Origin of the sequence: Microcoleus sp. D3_18a_C4 (assembly GCF_036702415.1) — a bacterium.
In the GTDB taxonomy this organism is placed as follows: domain Bacteria; phylum Cyanobacteriota; class Cyanobacteriia; order Cyanobacteriales; family Microcoleaceae; genus Microcoleus.
Genome location: NZ_JAUBTI010000061.1, coordinates 1 through 21,276 on the forward strand (window position 1 = coordinate 1; position 21,276 = coordinate 21,276).

The 21,276-nt window shown below is 46.3% G+C and carries 17 protein-coding genes; 7 read left to right on the top strand and 10 right to left on the bottom strand.

The window, feature by feature from the left end:
* The first annotated feature begins 194 nt into the window (after positions 1 to 194).
* From QUB16_RS22245 to QUB16_RS22265, 5 genes are all read left to right on the top strand, one after another.
* Positions 195 to 923, top strand: coding sequence for an HAD-IA family hydrolase (locus QUB16_RS22245; protein ID WP_333319455.1), 729 nt, complete (start codon positions 195 to 197; stop codon positions 921 to 923).
* Positions 924 to 1,175: 252 nt separating this feature from the next.
* Complete coding sequence (locus QUB16_RS22250) at positions 1,176 to 1,799, top strand: DUF3859 domain-containing protein (protein WP_333319457.1); 624 nt, start codon at positions 1,176 to 1,178, stop codon at positions 1,797 to 1,799.
* A gap of 148 nt (positions 1,800 to 1,947) precedes the next feature.
* A complete protein-coding gene (locus QUB16_RS22255) occupies positions 1,948 to 3,690 on the top strand; it encodes an asparagine synthetase B family protein (protein ID WP_333319460.1) in 1,743 nt (580 codons plus the stop codon).
* Positions 3,691 to 3,874: 184 nt separating this feature from the next.
* On the top strand, positions 3,875 to 5,095 hold the full coding sequence (locus QUB16_RS22260; RefSeq protein WP_333319462.1) for a decarboxylase: 1,221 nt from the start codon (positions 3,875 to 3,877) through the stop codon (positions 5,093 to 5,095).
* Positions 5,096 to 5,331: 236 nt separating this feature from the next.
* Complete coding sequence (locus QUB16_RS22265) at positions 5,332 to 6,645, top strand: hypothetical protein (protein WP_333319464.1); 1,314 nt, start codon at positions 5,332 to 5,334, stop codon at positions 6,643 to 6,645.
* Between the two features lie 448 nt (positions 6,646 to 7,093).
* Here QUB16_RS22265 and argJ read toward each other — a convergent pair whose 3' ends face one another.
* Together argJ and QUB16_RS22275 are read right to left on the bottom strand one after the other, a co-directional pair.
* Positions 7,094 to 8,335 carry a bifunctional ornithine acetyltransferase/N-acetylglutamate synthase gene (gene argJ / locus QUB16_RS22270; protein WP_333242249.1) on the bottom strand — a complete coding sequence of 414 codons (1,242 nt, stop codon included), beginning with the start codon at positions 8,333 to 8,335 and terminating at the stop codon, positions 7,094 to 7,096.
* A gap of 898 nt (positions 8,336 to 9,233) precedes the next feature.
* Positions 9,234 to 9,428 carry a hypothetical protein gene (locus tag QUB16_RS22275; protein WP_333319466.1) on the bottom strand — a complete coding sequence of 65 codons (195 nt, stop codon included), beginning with the start codon at positions 9,426 to 9,428 and terminating at the stop codon, positions 9,234 to 9,236.
* Between the two features lie 633 nt (positions 9,429 to 10,061).
* On the opposite strand from QUB16_RS22275, the gene QUB16_RS22280 reads away from it, so the two are divergent.
* Positions 10,062 to 10,325, top strand: coding sequence for a hypothetical protein (locus tag QUB16_RS22280; protein ID WP_333319467.1), 264 nt, complete (start codon positions 10,062 to 10,064; stop codon positions 10,323 to 10,325).
* A gap of 59 nt (positions 10,326 to 10,384) precedes the next feature.
* On the opposite strand, the gene QUB16_RS22285 is transcribed toward QUB16_RS22280, so the two are convergent.
* Genes QUB16_RS22285 through QUB16_RS22295 form a run of 3 tightly spaced genes read right to left on the bottom strand, consistent with a single transcriptional unit; the run spans position 10,385 to position 14,589 of the window.
* Complete coding sequence (locus QUB16_RS22285; protein ID WP_333319469.1) at positions 10,385 to 11,848, bottom strand: DUF1802 family protein; 1,464 nt, start codon at positions 11,846 to 11,848, stop codon at positions 10,385 to 10,387.
* Positions 11,849 to 11,890: 42 nt separating this feature from the next.
* Entirely contained in the window at positions 11,891 to 13,819 is a 1,929-nt protein-coding gene (locus tag QUB16_RS22290) for a P-loop NTPase fold protein (RefSeq protein WP_333319471.1), read from the bottom strand.
* 47 nt (positions 13,820 to 13,866) lie between these two features.
* Positions 13,867 to 14,589: a hypothetical protein gene (locus tag QUB16_RS22295; protein WP_333319473.1), complete on the bottom strand. Its 723-nt coding sequence runs from the start codon at positions 14,587 to 14,589 to the stop codon at positions 13,867 to 13,869.
* A gap of 412 nt (positions 14,590 to 15,001) precedes the next feature.
* On the opposite strand from QUB16_RS22295, the gene QUB16_RS22300 reads away from it, so the two are divergent.
* Complete coding sequence (locus tag QUB16_RS22300) at positions 15,002 to 15,481, top strand: rhodanese-like domain-containing protein (RefSeq protein WP_333319475.1); 480 nt, start codon at positions 15,002 to 15,004, stop codon at positions 15,479 to 15,481.
* 154 nt (positions 15,482 to 15,635) lie between these two features.
* On the opposite strand, the gene QUB16_RS22305 is transcribed toward QUB16_RS22300, so the two are convergent.
* The 5 genes from QUB16_RS22305 to QUB16_RS22325 all read right to left on the bottom strand — a co-directional run bounded on the left by QUB16_RS22305 (position 15,636) and on the right by QUB16_RS22325 (position 21,076).
* Positions 15,636 to 16,070: an NUDIX domain-containing protein gene (locus QUB16_RS22305; RefSeq protein WP_333319476.1), complete on the bottom strand. Its 435-nt coding sequence runs from the start codon at positions 16,068 to 16,070 to the stop codon at positions 15,636 to 15,638.
* A gap of 305 nt (positions 16,071 to 16,375) precedes the next feature.
* Positions 16,376 to 17,122: a peptidase gene (locus QUB16_RS22310; protein ID WP_333319478.1), complete on the bottom strand. Its 747-nt coding sequence runs from the start codon at positions 17,120 to 17,122 to the stop codon at positions 16,376 to 16,378.
* Positions 17,123 to 17,307: 185 nt separating this feature from the next.
* On the bottom strand, positions 17,308 to 17,547 hold the full coding sequence (gene secG / locus QUB16_RS22315; RefSeq protein ID WP_333156560.1) for a preprotein translocase subunit SecG: 240 nt from the start codon (positions 17,545 to 17,547) through the stop codon (positions 17,308 to 17,310).
* A 474-nt stretch (positions 17,548 to 18,021) separates the two neighbouring features.
* Positions 18,022 to 19,620, bottom strand: a complete 1,599-nt coding sequence (gene gpmI, locus QUB16_RS22320; RefSeq protein WP_333319481.1) for a 2,3-bisphosphoglycerate-independent phosphoglycerate mutase — start codon at positions 19,618 to 19,620, stop codon at positions 18,022 to 18,024.
* 784 nt (positions 19,621 to 20,404) lie between these two features.
* On the bottom strand, positions 20,405 to 21,076 hold the full coding sequence (locus QUB16_RS22325; RefSeq protein ID WP_333319483.1) for a retropepsin-like aspartic protease: 672 nt from the start codon (positions 21,074 to 21,076) through the stop codon (positions 20,405 to 20,407).
* Positions 21,077 to 21,276: the final 200 nt, after the last annotated feature.

The following is a 21,276-nucleotide window of genomic DNA, read 5'->3' on the forward strand; positions in this document are numbered from 1 at the left end:
AGCGTCCCCGCTCGCGTATTGTACAATACGCGAGCGGGGACGCTCGCACTGTAAATGCAAAACTGAGATGCTCCCGTTAATTTTTGAATGTTAACTGTATTTCTTAGTCCGCGCAGGCGGACTTTGTTTGTATAGTAGCGGTTTCAAGCGCCGAACAACCTGACAAATAACAAATAACAACTAACAAATAACGAATGACCAAAGTAATTTTTTTAGATGCCGCCGGTACACTCTTTGACGTTCGCGGCAGCGTCGGCGAAGTCTACGGAAAACTAGCCAATAGTTTTGGAGTAACAGTTAAGAGTGAAGAGTTAAATGCAGCCTTTTTCCAAAGCTTCGCCTCAGCAAGCCCGATGGCATTTCCAGGGATAGAAGCGGCAAAAATTCCCCAATTAGAATTTGAGTGGTGGCAAACAGTTTCCGCAAAAGCATTCCAAATAGCAGGCGTTTTCAATCAATTCTCAGACTTTCCCAAATTCTTTGCGGAACTCTACGCTCATTTTGCCACCGCCGAACCTTGGTTTGTCTATCCCGACGTATTGCCCGCATTAAATAAGTGGCAGCAACAAGGGATTGAATTAGCAGTAGTCTCGAATTTCGATTCGCGACTTTATCCAGTATTAAAAGCACTAAATTTAGCTCAATATTTCACATCAGTGACAATTTCTACCGAAGTTGGTGCAGCCAAACCCCAGTCTCAAATTTTTACCGCAGCTTTGCAGAAACACAATTGCATTGCCGAGAAGGTGCTGCATATCGGCGACAGCTTCAAGGCTGATTATTGCGGTGCTAAAAAGGCGGGATTAAACGCAATTTGGTTGAACCGAGAACAGGAAAAAGTAGAATCAGGCAAATTGCCTTTAACTGAAACGAAAATAGAACAGTGCAGCAGCCTTGATTTTATAATAGAGGTTCTTAAATAGAGGACTTAGCGATAATGTGTAGGGTGCGTCGCTGTCAGATATTAAATAAAAATTGGAGAGTATAGATAGCGACGCACCTTACCATAGCTTTTACATGAATTTTATGAGGTTAAGGTTATGATTTTTATGAGTTGACTTTGAAAGCTGTTTATTGAATAATATGAGTAATTAAACCGCAGAGATCGCAGAGGACGCGGAGGAAGAGAAGAGAAATGTGATTTGTATATCTAATTTTTACGGGAAAAGAACTTTATGGAAACTCGACTCACTCAAACTCAATTAGCACAGGTGATCGCTGAAATCGACAAGTTATCGCAGCAGCGCGAGTTAGAATTGGCCCCAGATCAGGTAAGAGAAATTTTACGGGACTTGAATCTTCCTGATGAGCTTTTAGAAGATGCGATCGCCCAAATGCGCCGCCGCGAAGTCCTAGAACAACAGCAGCGACGCAACCGCTGGATCGCGATCGCCTCGACAGCCGTTGTCATTTCTGCGATCGGTATAGGCGTGCTGTTCGGGCAAAATCAGCAACAAAAAACTGCTCGAGTTGTGGGAGGAGAAGACAGGATTGCGCTATCTCAAAAGGGCGGTGACAGCCTTACTCAAGTCAACCGTCAAATCAATCCCCGCATCTACTATCAGGTGAGGTTGCAAAATGCTCCGATCGGCAATGAGTTGTCTCTGCAATGCGACTGGATTAATCCTAGCGGTCAAACTGTGCATCAGGCCAGGTATCAAACTCGCACGATCGATACTGCGGTTTGGAATACGCACTGCTTTTACGATCTCGGATCTGCTGCTGCCCCAGGCAAATGGGAAGTTCGGATGTCCCTGGATGGGCGCGTCATTAGCAGTGAACCTTTTACTGTGAAATAAATAGACTTATCCAAAAAAGGCTGTTTTGAACAGGCTTTCCGGCCTGTTCCACAATGATTATGGGAGATATCTACATAGACTTATCCAAAAACAGCCTGTTTTGAACAGGCTTTCCGGCCTGTTCCACAATGATTATTGGAGATATCTAATGGGTGCGATCGGCAAACCTTCACATTTTATCGGCTACTGGGGAGATGGCGATTGCACAAAAACGCTCAGCCGTTTAGTCCCAGATTACTGCATTCGGCAGGGCAAATTATCAGAATGGGCGATCGCCTCTGCCTCTGTACTCACGGCTGACAGAGTGACGCTGAATGCTTGCGGGCGATTTGGGCCAACCGATTTACCGGGAGATGCTTGGGCGGCGGTAGAAGCGAAACAGCTACGGCTGGGGCGCGATCCGTTTGGGCGAGTGCCGCTTTATTGGATGCAGTTGGGAGAAACCATTTGGTTTGCGACGCGCCTGCAATTGCTGCTACCGCTGATTGCTTCCCCTCAAATTAGCCCGATCGCCCTACACAGCTATGCTTGTTTTTCCTACGTGCCCGCGCCGTTAACGCCGATCGAGCCAATTGCATCCGTAGCAGCCGGAAGCGAGATGATTTGGGAAATGGCCGATATTAAGGATCTGCCGAAAGTGAGATCGCTGCCATCGGCTTGGCAAGAAGCGCCCCAATTACTGCGGAGTGAAGATGAGGCGATCGCACAATTGCAAGGGCTGTTGCAACAGGCGATCGATCGACAAGTGGCCGATTTGCCGATCGACGAACCCGTAGGCGTTTTACTCTCCGGTGGCATCGATTCTTCCCTGGTGACGGCGCTGCTAGTGAAAGCAGGCTTGCAAGTGCGCGCCTATGCCCTCGATTTTGGTGTCGAAGCCTATTCCGAACTGCCCTACGCCCAACAGGTGGCGGACTTTTTTCAGATTCCGCTGATCCGAGTGGCGGCGACGGGCGATGCAGTGTTGCGGGCGATCGGGCCAACCGCCAAAGCCCTCGATTTACCCTATGGAGACGGCACGACGGCTGCACTGTTTTTGCTCAAACAGGCGGCGGCGCAAGACGTGCGAGTTGTATTCAATGGCGAGAATGGCGATCAGCTATTTGCCGGATGGACAAACAAGCCTTTGATTGCACACGGAGTTTACAGTGCAGAACATCCTGCGGGAAAAGAAACCTTTGAACAGCAGTATTTGCGGACGTTTCAGCGATTTTATGGTTATGAAAAACAGATTTTTTCGCCAGAAATGCTCGATCGCATCCAGTCTCACGATTTGAGCGTTTACCTGCAAGACGCGATCGAGCCCGAAACCTGTCCTTCCCTGCTAGCGAGGCTGCGGCGCGCTTCGCTGATGCTCAAAGGTGCCCAAAATATTCAGCCGAGGGCAACGGCATTGGCGTTTGCTTGCGGTTTGTGGGTGCGATCGCCCTTCTGCGACCCCGACCTCACAGCATGGACGTTTCAACTGCCAGGAGAGCTGCTACTGCAAGGTGCGTGCGAAAAATACATCCTCAAAAAAGCGTCCGAACGCTGGCTGCCACCGGAAATTGTCTGGCGGGAAAAGCGCGGGATGGGTGTGCCGTTGAAGGTTTGGTATTACCGGGAGTTTTGGGCTGCGATCGGCGATCGGCTGAATCCGAATCTGTTGCGATCGCAAAATTGCTGGCAGCCCCATTTGGCCGACTCGATGTTATCGGGACAACTCGGAGTTGCAATGCGCGATCGCTATATTGGCAATAATCTCTGGCTGCTGCTGATGTGGCAGGCATGGCGAACCGAGGTTTTAGGCGAAATTCCGGTTAAGCGATCGCTCGATCATGTGTTTTGGTTGCCACCGGCGATCGGACAACGCATTTGGAAATATCGAAGGAGGTTGATGGTTGATAGTTGACTGTTAACTGTTGACTGTTGATATGGGCGGGGCGGGTTTATAAATTTGTTGGCTTTGAAGTTGAGAATACTGGTGAACCCGCCCCTACAAGATATGGAATTATATCAGACAGATCCATCGGACTTGATATAACCCGTTACATCCGTTAAATCCCGTACATTCCTCGTTGCCGAACTTCTTCTATATGACTGAATCTTTGCTACAGAATGAAACCAAAATACATTCGCCGCCGTTCTCCGAAGCAATGGCCCAGCGACTTTTGTCAACTTATGGTTCGCCCTTATATGTGTATCAGGCCGAGATCCTCCGTCAGACTCTTGAGCATATTACGCGATCGATCGACTATCCGCACGTTCAGTTTCATTTTGCTAGCGTCACCAACGGCAATATTGCTCTGTTGCAATTGATTCAGCAAGCTGGTTGGGGGCTACACGCGAATACACCAGGGGATGTTTTTTTGGGACTGAAAGCGGGTTTTACGAGCGATCGCATTGTCTACACCGGCAGTAACCTCAACAGGGCGGATATTCAGCAATTGATCGAGTGGAAGATCGATCGATTTAACTTCGATAGTCTGTCGCAACTCCAAGATTTTTGCGAATATTCCGGGAGTCAAGCGCGATCGATCCGTGCCGAAATTGGACTGCGCCTCAACTCACCGGAATTGACGGGAGACAGTCGCATTGGAGTGCGTGCGGCCGAATTTGAAAAAGCCAACGAAATCGCGCAGCAGCAGGGGTTGAGGATTACCGGATTGCATTTTTATCGGGGGACGGGAACTAACGCCACGAGTGCTTTTACGCAGGCGATCGATCGCCTAATTGCGATCGCCCAACTGTTGCCCGATTGGCGAACCCTCGATTTTGGCGGTGGTTTTGGCTATCCCTATCGAGGCGGTGCGGTGTTTGACTGGCGGGAGTTTGGTGCGGCGATTACTGAACGATTGAGTGCGCTATCTCGCCCGATCGAGTTGGTGATTGAACCGGGACGATCGGCGATCGCAGGTTGTGGCGTTTTGCTTGCGAAAGTTGTGTCGGTGAAGTGGTTGGGCGTGAGGCAAATTGTCGGTGTGGATACGACTGTATCAAATCTATCGGTGCCTGCGGTGCACGGGGGCTATCGGGCGATCGCAACTTGGGAAACCGACGATGTATCGCGACACGAAACGGATATTTGCGGCAACACGACTTATTCCCGCGACTATTTGGGGCGCAATTGTTGGCTACCGAAACTCCAAATTGGAGATGCGATCGCGATTTTGGATAGCGGGGCTTACGGCTATGCGATGTCGTCACATTTTCTGCACCGCCCCCGCCCTGCTGAGGTGTTGATTGATGCTAAGGGCGATCGATTAATTCGACAGCGAGAAGACTATTCTATTTTATTAAACGGGCAAGTATTTTAAACCGGAGATGTTACACCATTCTCAAAAACAGGCAAGATGCCTGTTCCACAATAAATAAATTCTCTTGTGCAACAGGCATCTTGCCTGTTGCTGACAATGGTGCAAGATATCAGTTGTAACGAAGTTATCTCTCTTCTCTTCCTCTGCGTCCTCTGCGGCCTCTGCGGTAAAATCCTTCCAAAACAACCGTCAACGATATAAATCCATTAAATCAATCAGGAGTAACCGAAATGGGAATGAAATGCGTCCAGTGTCAAACAGACAACATTTTGAGCGATCGTACCACGAACTCAGGTCGCTGCAAACAGTGCAACCATCCGTTTGTCTTTGAACCCACTACCGTCACTGATAAAAAGTTGGCATTCACCGATCCGTTTTTCAAAAAGGCGATCGAAAATATTGCCAGCCAAAATATGTTGTTTTTTACGCACAAACAGTTTTTGTATTTTATTGACCAAAAGCTTAAATCTCGCACGCCAGAAACCAGTTGGATTTTGACCTACTTCTTGTTTAGCGTATTTATGGGCATCTTCGGCATTAACTGGGCTTCTGCTATTTTACCGTCACAATTCGCAGTTGTTATTCCCTTCGCTCTCTACAATTTGATTTGGATAGGGCTATTGTTCCACTACAGCAAATCTCCTGCTCAAGGTATTCGCGGCAGAAGAAATAATGCTAAAAACCTCCAGATTTTAGGGGGAATTATTTTAGTGCTGGGCATTTCAGGAAGCCTAATATTTGATTATTCTTCAGGATACATTGTAGCGATTACACTAGGGCTATTTTCCTACTGGCTCGGCATTTCACAAAAAAAACGCCCACAGATAACTGGTGAAGAATTTCTTGTCAATCAAGCGCAAAGCGATAAATGGCTGCGAGACTGGCAAACAGTAAACGGCACATTAGAAAAACTGCTCCCTGCACCTCGTCAAGAGGCTTTGCCCGCCAGCATCGATCGCGAAGTCAGCGCCTACAGTTTCGATCGCGCAATTATCTGTGACACTGACGAAATAGCTCAATTCCTCATTGCCAACAACGTCCATTTTGAAAACAACTGCGCGATTCTTAGTATTAGTGGCTATCCCCAAAGCATCTTCAGTACCGTGATTGAAATGCTGCGGCGCAATACCGATTTAAAAGTCTATGCACTGCACAATGCGAGCCCTGCTGGAGTTGGCTTGGTACATCAATTACGAACCAGTCCAAACTGGTTTGCGAATCAAGCGGTGACGATTTTTGATTTAGGCATTTCTCCGCGTCAAATCTTAGCAACCCGCGATATGTTTGTGCAGCAATCTCAAACAATGGCACAAACCGCCCGTCAACTACCCGATGCTGTAAGGCAAGGTTTAACAGCAGAAGAACTAGCATGGCTGGATGCAGGCAATTTTGTGGAATTAGAATCGTTTACGCCGCAGCGGTTGTTGCGCGTGGTGAATTATGGACTTGCTCAGAGTGGCGATCCGCAGGGTAACGAGGGCTTAATATTAGTGGATGATAATGTTGGATATGGCGGCGGCTATGTGTTTGTCTCCGATAGTTTTGGTTAGGGCGTGTTTTCAAACTTGATATTAGACTTATTAATAATAAGCTTAAAAAGTCTTGAAACTTAGTCTGAATAAGATTTTTAGCGCTCTTTTGTTGAAATCCTAAAAAGCTGATATTGGTAAGGGCTTCAGCGATTTTAAAATGAGGAGCAAAAAAGCTGAGATTAACTCGGTGAGTAAAAGTTTCAGATTTTTTAATTTCTAATCCTGGGGGGAAATTAAGTTTAAATTGTGTGAAATTTGCCTTTAACCTCACATCTTGCACCATTCTCAAGAACAGGCAAGATGCCTGTTCCACAAAAATTAAATTTTCTTGTGGAACAGGCATCTTGCCTGTTCCTAAACAGCTTATTGAAAATGGTGCAACATCTCAGTTTAACCCGATCTCGTCTGGTTTTGTTTGTTTAGGCGCGGTTTCTAACCGCGCGGACTTCTAACCGCCTGGACTTTTTTAAGTCGTATACTCGGCATTAATCTTCACGTAGTCGTAACTCAAATCGCATCCCCAAGCTTTCGCAAAACCGCTGCCATTCCCCACACTAACCTGAATTAAAACCGTATCAGCCTTCAAATATTCCCCCTCCGCAGCCGCTTTCATATAATTACTTGCAGCAGCGCGATCGAACTCTTTCGGTTGTCCGTTTTCCATCATCAAAAAATCCCCCAATTGAATCCGCAAATTCTCTTGATCGAAAGGTACACCAGCGCGCCCAGCCGCCGCCGCAATTCTGCCCCAATTCGGATCGCGTCCGAAAATAGCAGCTTTCACCAAGGAAGAACCGACAATTGTTTTGGCAATTTTACTCGCAGAAACTTCATCCAGCGCGCCACTAACTTGCACTTCCACCAAACAAGTTGCACCTTCGCCGTCACGGGCGATCGCCTTTGCTAAATGCACGCAAACTTCTGTCAGCATGGCCTCTAATTTTTCAGCATCTGCCCCCATTTCCGTAATTGCCGGTGTGCGGGATTGGCCGTTGGCCAAAGCAATTAGCGAATCGTTGGTACTGGTATCGCCGTCAACAGTAATTTGATTGAAACTTCTGTTAGCCGCCCGACTCACCATTTCTTGCCACAAATGCGATGACACTGCTGCATCGCAAGTTACAAATGCCAGCATTGTTGCCATATTCGGGTGAATCATTCCCGAACCTTTGCAAATGCCGCCGATGCGGACGGGTCGATCGCCAAACATGGTTTCGAGGGCGATCGTTTTCGGCACTAAATCAGTCGTACAAATAGCCTTAGCCGCCGCATCGGAACCAGTTTCCGAGGCCTCAGCAACTAATCGCGGAATTCCCGCCCTCAGCGGCTCCATTTTTATCCGCTGTCCGATGACGCCAGTGGAGGCCAAAAGAATAGATTCTGGAGGAATATTCAGCGCTTCTCCCAACAATTTGGCACTTTCGAGGGCATCTGCCAAACCTTGTTCGCCAGTAGCAGCATTAGCTTGTCCCGCATTGCACAAAATTGCTTTCGCGCTGGGTTTAGCTTGCAAACGCTGGCGGCAGTAGTCCACACAAGCGGCCCGGACAGTGGAGGTTGTGAAGACTCCGGCGGCGATCGCGTCTACCTCTGACAAAATTAAACTTAAATCTGGCAAGCCTGAAGGCTTCAAACCCGCTGTAATTCCCGATGCTCGATACCCTCGGGGTGCTGTAACTCCGCCGTCAATTTCTTTCCAGTCCGACATGATGACCTCCCTAGTAGCCTTCAATCTGCTGAAAGGGGATTATACCATTTTAGATTTTAGATTTTAGATTTTAGATTTTAGACTTCGGCGTGAGCGCTCAGTCGAACGATTTTAGATTTTAGATTTTAGATTTTAGATTCTTTTGAACCCAATTTCCCATTCCCCATTCCCAATTCCCCATAAAACTAATCGCGGCTTCCAATCTAGAGTTATAACTCAAGAAGAAGTCGCGACGGTTTTGTAATTGACATTATTAATTTTTAGCTGGCAAAGAACAAACTCGATTCAACTATCTCGCCTTTGAAAAAACGAGTTATTTGCGATCGATATTCGCTGGAGAACCAGCATCTAAACCCACTTCAGCAGCCACACGGCTCAGCATGGATTCCTGACGGTTTTTGACGACGTGTTGATGGCGCATCATCAGGTTGCGGGCTTGTTCTTGAGTGGACTTGACACTCCCTAGCCTAAAGGCGTAGGGATTCTTAATTCATCGACTGACCTTTAAGCACTATGTCCTTTCGGCAATCTTTAAACTTTTCAACCGTGCAATTACACCAATTGACGAGCCTAATTCACAGCAACCCCAGAGGGTCTATCTCCAAAAGCGTACTAGGATACGAACCTAGAGTTCGGGTATGCCCTACCCTACTTAATTGATTTAAACCAAATGATGTATTTTCTGGTACAGAGAATGCGTTGATTCTCTCGCTGTTTTAAGTGTTTTCGCAGCACTGTGCCCAATTTTTACACCTAAAAGTGTGTCTTAACAGTTTCACGATGGTGATGGAGTTTAACCTTGGCACATCCATCTTAATACAAAGCCGTCCTAGAAGGACGGGGTTTTAGACCCAATTTCTTGATAACTGCGTAGGCAATTGAGGAAATTGAGCTTGCCCTAGCTCATGGTGGCGTTGCTGCGATCGTAACTGGCTTGAAAGCTGGGCTGCGGTTTGCCTTGAATGTGACCCCAGTAGTGCGTATCTTCCATCCCGACTTCGCTGGCGGTGCGGTTGAGCATGGATTGCTGGCGGTTCTTCACAAGTTGGTGGTGGCGCATCATCAGAGAGCGAGCTTGATTTTCGGTAGACATAGGGGGTTCCTCGGTATTCTTTAGATTAATGTTGGGCTTGTTTTTTCTTCTCTTCTATCACTATAACAGACAATTCTGTATCTAAAGCTACCAAATTAAAATTGTCACAAAACTTTACAATTGGGCTATGGGGCGAGAATCTCGATCGAGGTTGCAGGGAGTGCGATCGAGCTTTGGCTGGTGGATTCAGGCCCAACATCAAGCAGCAGTGGGCAAAATTTGACAATATTCATCTTCTAAGAGCCACATTTTAGCGGCTACGTAATTGCCAAGGGCCAAAATAACTTTATAGTTTGGTTCACAGTTATAGATGCAGAATTTGGCCTCTCAAGAAAGTAGAATTTGCCTTAGTTAACAGTAAATTTAATAAGTAGCGAATCACAATTAGATTTACAATGATTAAGCAGCTATGCTCAAGCATAGTCAAGTTTTTTGTAGTCAACTAGATAATATATTTTGGCTAAGTGAATCGCCCTCGCCATCCTCAAAAAGCGAGCTTTGTTGATAAAAATAGATTAAGTCCCAGCAGCCTCCCACAAAAAAGAGCGATCGCCCCTGGGGATTAGTTTTTAGTAATGCACAAATTTACGTTTTTGTCCAATTAATTTAGATGCGTTTACCGTGCCGGAATATGTGATTCTTGACCCAGCCGAAACCAGCCCACGGGTGCGAGTTATGGCATTTCTCGAAGGTGATGACATTTATACAGAGGTAAATTACTTGCCGGGTGAAGAAATGGAATCAGTAGTATTTCCCCATCTGAGATTATCAGTAAATGCAATTTTAGATCCGCCATTGGTAGAAGGGTTAATTAAGGCAGAACAAGCTCAATTGCAGAAAGCTGAAAGATTGGCGGCGAGGTTGCGGGAGTTGGGCGTAGATCCTGATGCTGTGTAGGAAATTGGATAAAGTACGTGAAGCGAAGCTCTCCCGAAGGGAATCGCCCTTGACGTATCTCAATCATCTAGGGACAAATCGCGCAGGAAATAAAAGCGATCGCTTTGCGAATTATCTCCTTTAATTCGCCCTAAGTAACCAGTCAGCGGTGAAGAAAGTTCTATAGTCAAATCCTTTACTGATTCGTTTGTCAGCTTAGAATCAGTGGCGGCAAATCTAGCATTGTATTGAACTTTAATCTCAACAACCGTTGGAAAGTCGCTATCTGAGCAAAGTTGTTTCACTGCTTGTATGATTTGCGATCGCACTTTAAGCTTTTCCCGCACATCGTCAATATAGCGATTAACCTTAGCATCGGCTTCCTCACCAAACGGCTGTTGTTCCAAACAAGGTTTTAACTGTAATAAATCGATCGAACCTGGTTGCTTAGCTTTCAATTCAACTAATCTTTGCAATGTTTCCGGGCGAATTACATTCATTTTACTACCAATAGCTGCTTGATTAGCTGGATTAGTTAAAGGCCCAGCCGCCAAAATAATTTTAACGGATCGATCGAACTTATCTTGACCCAAGTGAGTCAAGCCTAAATGAACCAATTGAGCGGTGACACTATTAGGTACACTTTCATGTTTGCTAGCTTTGCACTCTCCCGCTACTGGATATGGAGTCTCGCAATAAAAGTCTAAACCACCAGCGCCGCCTGTTGATTCTGGATTGAGACTAGCTTTCGGATTGGTATTAGAATTGGCAAAACCTAGCTTGATAAAACTTTTGCGGACTAACTTTTCAAATGTATTACCATCGCTAGAGTTTCCGATTTGTGCGATCGCACTTATCCATGCTAAATCCGGGTCTGGTTGTGTTGTGGGTAATTTTTCCGACCAACCTAGAAACATTTTGATTTCTGCCTCTAGTTGTTTGGCTTTTGGGTTGGTGGTGGATAAATGCACTAATGCACTTTGCAACTCTTCCAATTCTGGATGTTCTGGCGGCTCTAGGTTTTTCAGCTTTTGACTGCGTTTGGCAAAGATAGACTCGCTCAACACAGGTGAAGAATCAGTAACATTTAGGGACTTTGGCAAAGGTACAAAATTGCCGCTGGGATGCACTGGCATTTCCAGCGGCTGAGGTAGCAAATAAACCCGCAGGTAAGCTACAAAAATAAAAGGACGCTGCTGGAGAATTTGCTGTAATGCCTCTGTTTTCCAGACTGTTAATTGCGACAAAGCCTCTAATGATTCAGGATCATTTATCATTTGGCACAATTCGCACCTAGCCCAAGCTTTGATCGAAACTTTATCTAAAACTACTAGGGGGAGTTCTAATTGACCTGACTCTGGAAACAAGCTCATTTGCTTAGGTTTCATCAAGGGCATATTAGAATTATCGGCTGGATAAAGTGCATATTGTTCTCCCGGATTAAACGTTCGCCAAACTATGGCTGCAATCATTCGCCCTTGGATTAAAGCTTCTACGTCTGGGGCAGGCAAACGGATAGCTTTGTCAATGTTGACTAGCGACATGAGAGTATTTGTCCCAATATGAAGTTGATAGTTTATGAAGCCTTAATTAAACTCGCCGAGTAAATTATCGCACGACTTATCTAATTCTTCTGCATCAGATAGATCATCCATAATAGACTCTGCTACAGCAACGGGTTCATCTTCTATCAAATCGGTAGGAACCTGATAGGACGGATCGCTCAGAATCTCTCTAAGCAAGGGGTTGCTAGCCCCTAGCATTTTCTCAGCACCTTTTTCTGCAATAAAATTGAAAATCTGCTCCTCACTAACCCCATAATCTACTTCGCGCTTCTGATAAACAGCCCGAATAGCTAACAGCGGTTTGATTTCATCTTCTTTCAGTGGGACATATTCTCCACCTTGTTGTTTAATGAGCGGTACAAGATACTTTTGCTCCATGTATGAAGTAATCTTTTTGCTCTGGGAACGAACCAAACAACCGCGAGTTAAATTAAAAGTTTGGTAATCATTTAACCTTTTTAAACCCGAGCCTAACCCTTTTCCACCAGCATACTGAAGCACTGCTATTCCAATGATTACATCTTTTCCGTTGTCTTTGCCAATTACTTTGAAATTGATGTAATCATCCTTGCCTCCACGTTTCTTAACTTTATCTGTGGCTTCCTGAACAGTTACCCTTTCCACCGTCTGACCAATCAAACTCTGAAAGCCAAATAAAATAGCATCAGCAAGCAGATAATTATCTTCTAAATAAATTCCTATGTCTTCCTCTAGCTCTTTGACAAAAGCAAGTTCAACGGGATTAGAAATCTCGGTATTTTTAGTGCCTTCACCCGTAGAAATAGGAGGATTACAATTTTCTTTACACCACTTCAAAACCTCTCTAGCAGTGGGTTTTCCTTTGCCAAGCTCGCTAAGTTGAATTTGAGTGAATGGATAAATTGGCTCATGAGGAATTAAGTTTTGCCGTTCATAATATTTGTCTAACCAAAAGCTAACTAAGTTAAGAATTGATTCTCCATCCATGTATTTCAAGTCAATCGGATTTCCCTGAACCGAAACCTTAGTGAACACTCCACCAGGTAGCTTCTTAATTTTATCGCTCCATTGAGGGGGCATCATTACACTCAGTATCAAACCCCGGTTTAGATTTTGGAACAAATCTTTGATTAGTCCTGCAACAATCTGACTGATGTGTAAGCCACTAATATCGTCGTAGGCATCAGGCGTGTCTAACTCATCAAAGCAAATGACCAGTTCCTTGTACTCACTAATCAAATCTAAGATTTGCAAAACCGCCTCAAAAGATTGGCATTGAGTTGGTAGTTCCAACTCATCGGCTTTGTATTTAGCAAGTTCTTGACCCTCTAACCATTTGATTGCATAAAGTGATTGCTCGTCGGAGAGTGTCCAAAAAATTGCCTTGACAATATCAGGATCGTTAACAGTTTTCGCTTGCAGAAATGCTTTTGTTAGATCCTTAACCCACTTTTTTAGTTGCTTGGGCGTGCCTGCCTTAAATTTGGCCAATAATTCTTGAGGATAAAAAACTTTAGCATTGGGTTTGGAAACCTTTAAAGCATTGTTAGCCATTGCCGTTGCTAGTTCTTGCCACTGTCTCACCCCATCTCTACCAATCTTTCCAAGGCTCTCAGCCAATATTCGCTGAAATCCTTGCTTAATTTGACTGATATTACCATATTTATTAGCGTAGACAAACAAGCCCCCGCCATGCTCCTGCAGGCGATGGCGAATGCGGCTAATAATGTGAGTTTTGCCTGTTCCATCTTGAGCAGTTATAGCGATGGAAGTAGTCTTGTAGTGACCAGCACGAATTTGAGCTAGTGCCTGAAATACAGCATTAGAGGCGTGGGCATTTATTGTCTCAACATCGAAGAATTCCTGACCCCAAACATCACCAGCATTGAGAAAAGGAGGTTTAGCAAATGGATTTTGATTTAAAAGAGCCGCGTTCAGGTCTTCAATCGAAGAAAAAGAAGAATTAGTCATGGTTTTTGTGTGAGGTTAACGAATTTACAAAAGGATTTAGGTCAATTTTAGGAATTTAGCCGTTTGGCATAATAGCGAATTGCACCAAGTGCAGTTTTGATGGAATCTTCAGCTTTATCGGGCGTGATGTCTGTCATTTCACCACCTATTAGCTGAAAAATATCATTAGCCTGCATTTCCAACAGCCACTCATTGAACTCCGATCGCCCTACCCTTTCGCCGATCGCCCGACGCATCCGATAAATCGGCACCAAATCGTCTAAGTTATAATCCCGGTTCAAGCTGTCATACACATCGATCGCCACAGCCTTAAAATCCTCATAGGATGCGATCGCCCCTACATCCCCCTTCCCTTTCTCAACCCCAACACTTGCCGCACTATCCTGATGCCGAATCCACTTCAACAAAGAATTTCCCAGCCGAGTACCAATTTGAGAACCATCAAACTCAAACAGAGAATCCTTACTTTTCAAGCCTTCCGCTAAAACTTCTTTCCCCTTCGCGCTCAATTCCACCAGCGTCACCCGATTTACCAGCGAATACTCGATCGCCCCAGTCGCCTGCAACTCGCCGAGCACTCCCAGATATCTCTGACTCGTCTCATTAGTGCGAACAATCCGCTTAGTCAAATCCCCCTTTTTCACCTTCATCTTCCCGCCGCTCAAATCCCACAAATTCAGCAGTACCCGAACTTTCGCCTTCGCATCCCACACCGCTTGCTCTTCCGGTGTCAAAGTGTTAGACACCGGAATTTCATCTTTCTCAGACATATTCATACCTTTAAATACTTGTTTTTACTCTTAGATTTTACCAGAAACCTTCCTGGCCAACATTTAAACTTTTCCGCAAAAATCCGCGCGAGGCTACGCACAACTTATGCAAATTTCATTTAAAAATAATAGGGATTGACTAAAATTGAATTCTTTGATAAAATACCGAATCTAACGAGCGATCGCACTTCAACTTCTCTGCACCAAATGCGATCGAAACCATCTGAAGCACAGCCCGCTATGCTCTAGCAACCTCAACAAATGTAGCGATCCCAACCGCAGCTAACAACCCGCAACCCAGCTTAACTGCGACTTTAGTTCAATGCCCGATTCAGTCTTTAGAAAGACGAATTCAACCTACACATCTTGTTACATTGCAATGGCAATCAAAACATTGAACAAGATTTTACCCATGAAAACTATTCCCGATCAAATTTCCGACATCAAAGAAAAACTTCCAGATTTGACTCCCACCCCTCCTGGTTTAAAAGCTCAAGCATCTAGCCACGACCTCAAAGCCCGTTTAGATTGGGGCGAACCCGGACTCACAATCATCGACGCCCGTGATTTTGAAAGCTTCACCAAAAGCCACATTACCGGCGCCGCAATGATGCCAATGGAAGACTTAGTAGAGCGAGCCAAAGCTAGCCTAGAACCCATCCGCGACATCTACATCTACGGCGAAAACGACCAACAAACCGCCGAAGCTGCCAATCTTCTACGCACTGCAGGCTTTCAAAAAGTAGCCGAACTAAAAGGCGGAATTCCTGCTTGGAAAGCCATTGACGGCCCTATGGACGGCTCTGGCGAACACGATACTCCGGGCCCCGACGCATACAACGTTTTCTCTCGCTTGCAACACCACGCCGAAGCGCAGAAAATCAAAAAATAACCTCAGATTGGCGGCAGAAGTCGCCCATAGAATCTGACACTTAATAAACCCGGTATCGCAAAAGTTACCGGGTTTTACTATCCGAACTTATACCAAATCCGTCTTATATTTTCTTAATCTCTTAGAGAGAGACTTCCTTTGTAGAGGATGGGTTTCAACCGCCGACTCTTAACTTCCTGCTATCCAAATATGCCTTAACTTCCCCAAACATTAAGCGGTTTGCATCAAAAGTAATCCGTGTAACAGCTTCCTCAAAAGAAAGCCAAGCAGAATTTTGAACTTCCTCCTCTTGCAAAACAACTTCCATCGAATTGACAAAACCTAAAAAATAAGTGACACTCTTTTCAATCGGCTCCCCATCCTTAACAAAAGAATAGTGTTCCGTAAAACTCGGCTCATCAAGCATTTCAAAATCCGATATACCTGTTTCCTCCTCAAATTCCCGCCTTGCCGTTTCCGCAGGAGATTCCCCCGGATTCGCGTGACCCTTCGGAAACGCCCAATGTCCCGCTTGATGTTGAATCAACAAAAACAAAGCATCAGCTTCCTTTCCAAAAATCGGCACAATCCCAAAACATTCATCTTTCATTTGTCTGATATTTCCTATTAATTATCGTGTTCTTTATAACTAGGGCTAAAGCCAACTATCACACGATCATCGACTTGTAGGGGGGAGCATCTCAGTTTTGTAAAAAGCATTTTTTTCATTGTAGTGCGAGCGTCCCCGCTCGCGTGTACAATACGCGAGCGGGGACGCTCGCACTGTAAATGCAAAACTGAGATGCTCCCCTTGTAGGGTGCGTCAGACGAAGTTCTAGAACGACTATCGAGGATTTCGGGATCTGACGCACCTTACTATTAACTATCGCGGACTTCGTTTGTCTAGATGCGATTTCAATCGCCCAGTCTCTGAAATTCCCACCCCAACCGAGTCTGCTGTTCATAAACCCGCTTCAAAGTATTAACATCCCTCGCAGAAATAGGCGGAGGATTTCTCACCTGAGAAAAATAAAGCACATCAGTTTCCATCAAACTGTGGCCCCAAATTCCCAAAGCGTGACCCAACTCGTGCCGCGCCGTCGCCGGAATATACTTACCCACTTGATTCGGATTCAAATAAACCGAAAACCGATGAGATAACACAGTTTTATCCCCATCGCGACGGGCATATAATTCATAGGTAGCCTCTCCAGATCGCGATCGCAAAACCCCTTGACGCAAAGGCGGAGCCCGACGTAAAATCCTAATATCAGCCACCTCCGAACTATCCACCACTTCCAAAGGCAAATAAACCCCCCATTCCCGCACCACATCCAACACAGCCGCCATCCATTCTTCAGACTTATTAGCACCAACTGGACGCTCAACATAAACCTGAATCGGAAACTTAGACCACAACAAATGACCAAAATTCGGTGGCTTAACCTGGTCAAAATAATCCCCGCTATCGGTGGAATCTTGCCAATTGGCCAGCGTTGGTGGCAAAGGATGAACCTGTGGAGGCGGAAAACTATTCGGGAGAGAAGAAAGAGTCGCCGCCGGAGTATTAACCTGAGTAAAAACTATCAGGCTAAAACAAAATAAAGCCAATCCCAAACCAGCCAGCAATCGAGGTTTTAATGTCACTTTCCCCAACCGCATTTTTGCAACCGCACTTAAATTTCATCTTTAGGGCGGGCTAGAAGCCCAACCCCTACTCCCCACAATATTTATTTATGTGGCACGGGCGTCTCGCCCGTGAGTTCATGTGGCACGGGCGTCTCGCCCGTGAGCTAATGTGGCACGGGCGTCTCGCCCGTGAACTCATGTGGTTAAAAATCCGAATCTTATAACTTAGGCGTCAACCAACCAGCACTCAAAATAACAGTCAAACCCATAAAAACAATAGACAGACCCCAAGTAATCCGGTTCAGACTTGTTTCTGCACTCTTGGCGCTGGTAAACAATTGAGCTTGTCCGCCAATCCCTCCAATACCATCGCCTTTAGGACTGTGCAGCAACACAAAAATCACAAGTCCTAAAGCAGACAAAGACCAGATAACTTGTAACACAGCAACAATATTCATAATCGGGGGGAATTGGTAATTAGTAATCGGTAATTTATTATGATATCAAATTTGGTCGATCGCGCACAATCTCCTCCGGGACACGGCATCGTGCCCATTGTTGTCAACTTAACGTCAAACCCGCAGTCCGGCAGGGAATGAATTCCCTGCCTCAAAGCGAAAGTCCTCTTAAGAGGACTGAAAAGAAGAATTTTTGGTGCTGCTGAATCTAAGTTTGATTTTGCCTGATGGGGTAATTCTAAGTGCTTACGCTGTCAGCGGTGGGGCAACCACAGGGGGATTGCCCCTACCAATTTCATACCCCAATTCAGAAACGCCGAATTTTTAAACTCATTAGTCCTCTTGAGAGGACTTTCGCTATTAGACAGGGAATTCATTCCCTGGCGGACTACCGGATAGGCGGGAGGACTGGGCGGATGACAGCTTAAATTGACACCACTGCACGGCGCCTTTGTCCCTAATCCTGCGTCCCTACTACAATCGGACTCGCACCGGAGTGCGATTGGCGCGAACTTCAAAATTAGCGGGTTCAATCATAGAACGTCCCGTCATCTCCGGGGGCTGAGGCAACCTCAACAGCTCCAGAATCGTCGGCGCAATATCCGCCAAAGAACCATCCGCCCTCAGAGGAACATCCGTTCCGTGACCCGGAATCTTCAGACCTTCACCTTCTACCAGAATAAACGGCACGGGGTTAGTAGTGTGAGCCGTCCAAGGATTCCCGTCCTCGTCAAACATCTGCTCAGCATTGCCGTGGTCAGCAATAATAATTGCCGTTCCCCCAGCTTTACTAATAGCGCTCAACAGCCGCCCCAAACATTTATCCACAGTTTCGATCGCAATTATCGTCGCATCCATCCTCCCGGTATGACCAACCATATCCGGGTTAGCGTAGTTAATCACCATCAACGAATAGATGCCTTTTTCCAAAGCCGTCACCACCCCATCCGTCACCAAGTCCGCCGACATCTGGGGCGCCTCATCGTAAGTCGCCACCATCGGACTCTGCACCAACTCGCGGTGTTCCCCGATAAAAGGCTCTTCCAGACCCCCATTAAAAAAATAAGTCACATGAGCGTACTTTTCAGTTTCCGCCGTCCGCAACTGCTGCAAACCGTGCTTAGAAATCACCTCGCCCAGAATATTGTTCAAATTCTGCGGTTCAAAAGCCACCATTACCGAGAGTTTGGGGTCGTACTGAGTAAAAGTCGCAAACGCCAGCGGCTCAATTAACTGCCGTTCAAACCCCTTAAAATCGGGAGATACAAAAGCCTGAGTCAATTCTCTAGCCCTGTCCGGGCGAAAATTGAAGAAAATCATCCCATCCCCGGATGCCACGGCCCCCCGCGCAATTCGAGTCGGAACTGCAAACTCGTCGGTCACTCCTTCAGCATAAGAGGCCTGCAACACATCCACAGCCGATCGACCGTCAGGCGCAATCTCAGTCGTCATCACCTCGTAAGCGCGCTGCACCCGATCCCAGCGCTTGTCCCTGTCCATCGCGTAGTAGCGGCCGCTAATGGTCGCAATCCGACCGACCCCTACCTCTGCGATATAACTTTCAATCTTGCCTAGAGCTTCGACACCCTCTTTCGGAGTAGTATCGCGACCGTCAGTAATCGCGTGAATGCAAACATCAGAAATTCCCTGTGCCTTTGCTAATTGCAGCAAACCCTTAATATGACTGAGATGGGAATGAACCCCGCCTTCAGAACAAAGACCAGTCAGGTGCAACTTGCCACCCGTGGCGCGGACTTTCTCGCAAAGCTTAACCAGCGCTTGATTCTTGAGCAAAGAACCATCTTCGACTGCATCCGAGATCCGCACCAACTCTTGAGGAACGACGCGGCCCGCGCCCAGATTCAAGTGACCAACCTCTGAGTTACCCATTTGCCCGTCTGGCAGCCCTACCGCCCGACCCGATGTGTGAATCAGAGTGCTAGGATAAGCGGCCCAGAGACTGTCCATCACGGGTGTTTTTGCCGCGGCGATCGCATTTCCGTCTTTTTCTTCACTAAAACCCCAGCCGTCTAGAATAATCAGCACTACAGGAGATACAGACGCTTGTGCCATGCGAATACCTTATTTACAATAATTAATTTCTCGATTTTCATGATTTCCGATTTTGCGGAACATCTTCCGCTAATCAGTTTACATATTTTCTAAGCTCCGGCGGAACAAAGCCCACCAAAATTCCATTAGCCACAGCATTTTGGGAACTAATTTCGACCTGCTTTGGGAATTGTTTAATTGATTGCCTTGCCCTGTACTGTGAATGCACCATCGGAGGCTGTTACCGATCTCACCAACAGCGACCCTGCTTTTGCGGCCGCATTTTCACCAAAAAACTGGGTCTGAAGCCCCGTCCTTATAGGACGGCTTTACATTGAATTAAATCCCCTTTCGGGTTCGGAGAGGGAATTTAATGCAACCTCTCCGATTTTTGGGGAATGGTTGCCCCAAACTCCCATTTCTGGGGTAAAGTTAGCTTCGACAAAGTTATAAAGGCTTGCGCCGGCTAGCAGCACTGTCTCAGTGACCTTAAGACTGTTTAACCACTAGCGACAGAGCAAGGGACTAGCTTCGCATCAAGCGGGTGTCGTGACCTAAATAACGTAGCTATTTAAAGCTTAGTCTGGTCAGAATGGCCTGTTAGATTTCTCTTTCAAGCCTCACGCCTTTAGGCTGAGGTTTCTGACGAATTGTTCAACGGTAGGTTGCTATTGAAACACTAAAAAGAATACCACAGATGGCGGACTTTTACTACTGCCTCAAGGAAGAGATTAAACAGCTTTGACTGGGCTGGGAATAACTTTAAACCAGTTGAGCAAAAATCCGTTTCCGAATCGGCTCACTTTCAGCGGACATAAAATTCTACAACATCTTTTTTAATTTTGACATCGTAATTGCCAAAGAAATCGTGACCGAGCAGACCTATTGGCATTTGTTTGGCGATCGCCACTTCGACATTTTGGATCGCAGCACCCCCAACCCGAATCGATCGCACTACGCCGATCGGGAACTCGACAACGCTACCGTCAGCGATCCCCGCTCTGATGGTACGCACCGGCCTCACTCCCAGTGCAGTAGCCATCCGCTGAGAAATCAAAGTGCCGCTCGCCCCGGTATCGAGAATCATCTCAAAAGTCTTGTTGCCGTTAAATACCACATCAATCACCGGCGTCCCGCCAGCGCGACGCTTGATTTTAGCTTGAAATACCTGTGGATTCCCCGGTGGCTTCGCCCGTTGATTTGCTGGGGGTTTGGCACCACGATTGGATGGGTTCCAAAACTGAGAGTACAATTGGCCAGTTGTCAATCCCGATCGCGTTATAGTGCGATTCCCTGCAGGATAGCTCCGCCGCGCGTGCTGCTGGGAACTCACATCGGGAACCAATGTCATCACCTGGGTTTCTGGCTGATGTGAATCAGAAAGCACCTCGCCGCCCCCCACCGATCCCACACCCACCAAAACAATCGCAAAAACAAAGCCCGATCGCCAAATCCGCTTGAGAATCACTTTTGCCATTATCTAAATACCTTAATTAATTCAATATGTCGAACAACGGCCACCATTGATATCCTAACCCGCTCCAGAAAACCCAGCGGCCGAAGAGCCCGATCGGATCGTCAGGAAAAGTTGGCAATTGTTAAGCGATCGCATAACATCGAACACAGATAAACTAATAAACGGCAACTGGCTGTAATTGCAGAGCCTTGTTGCATATC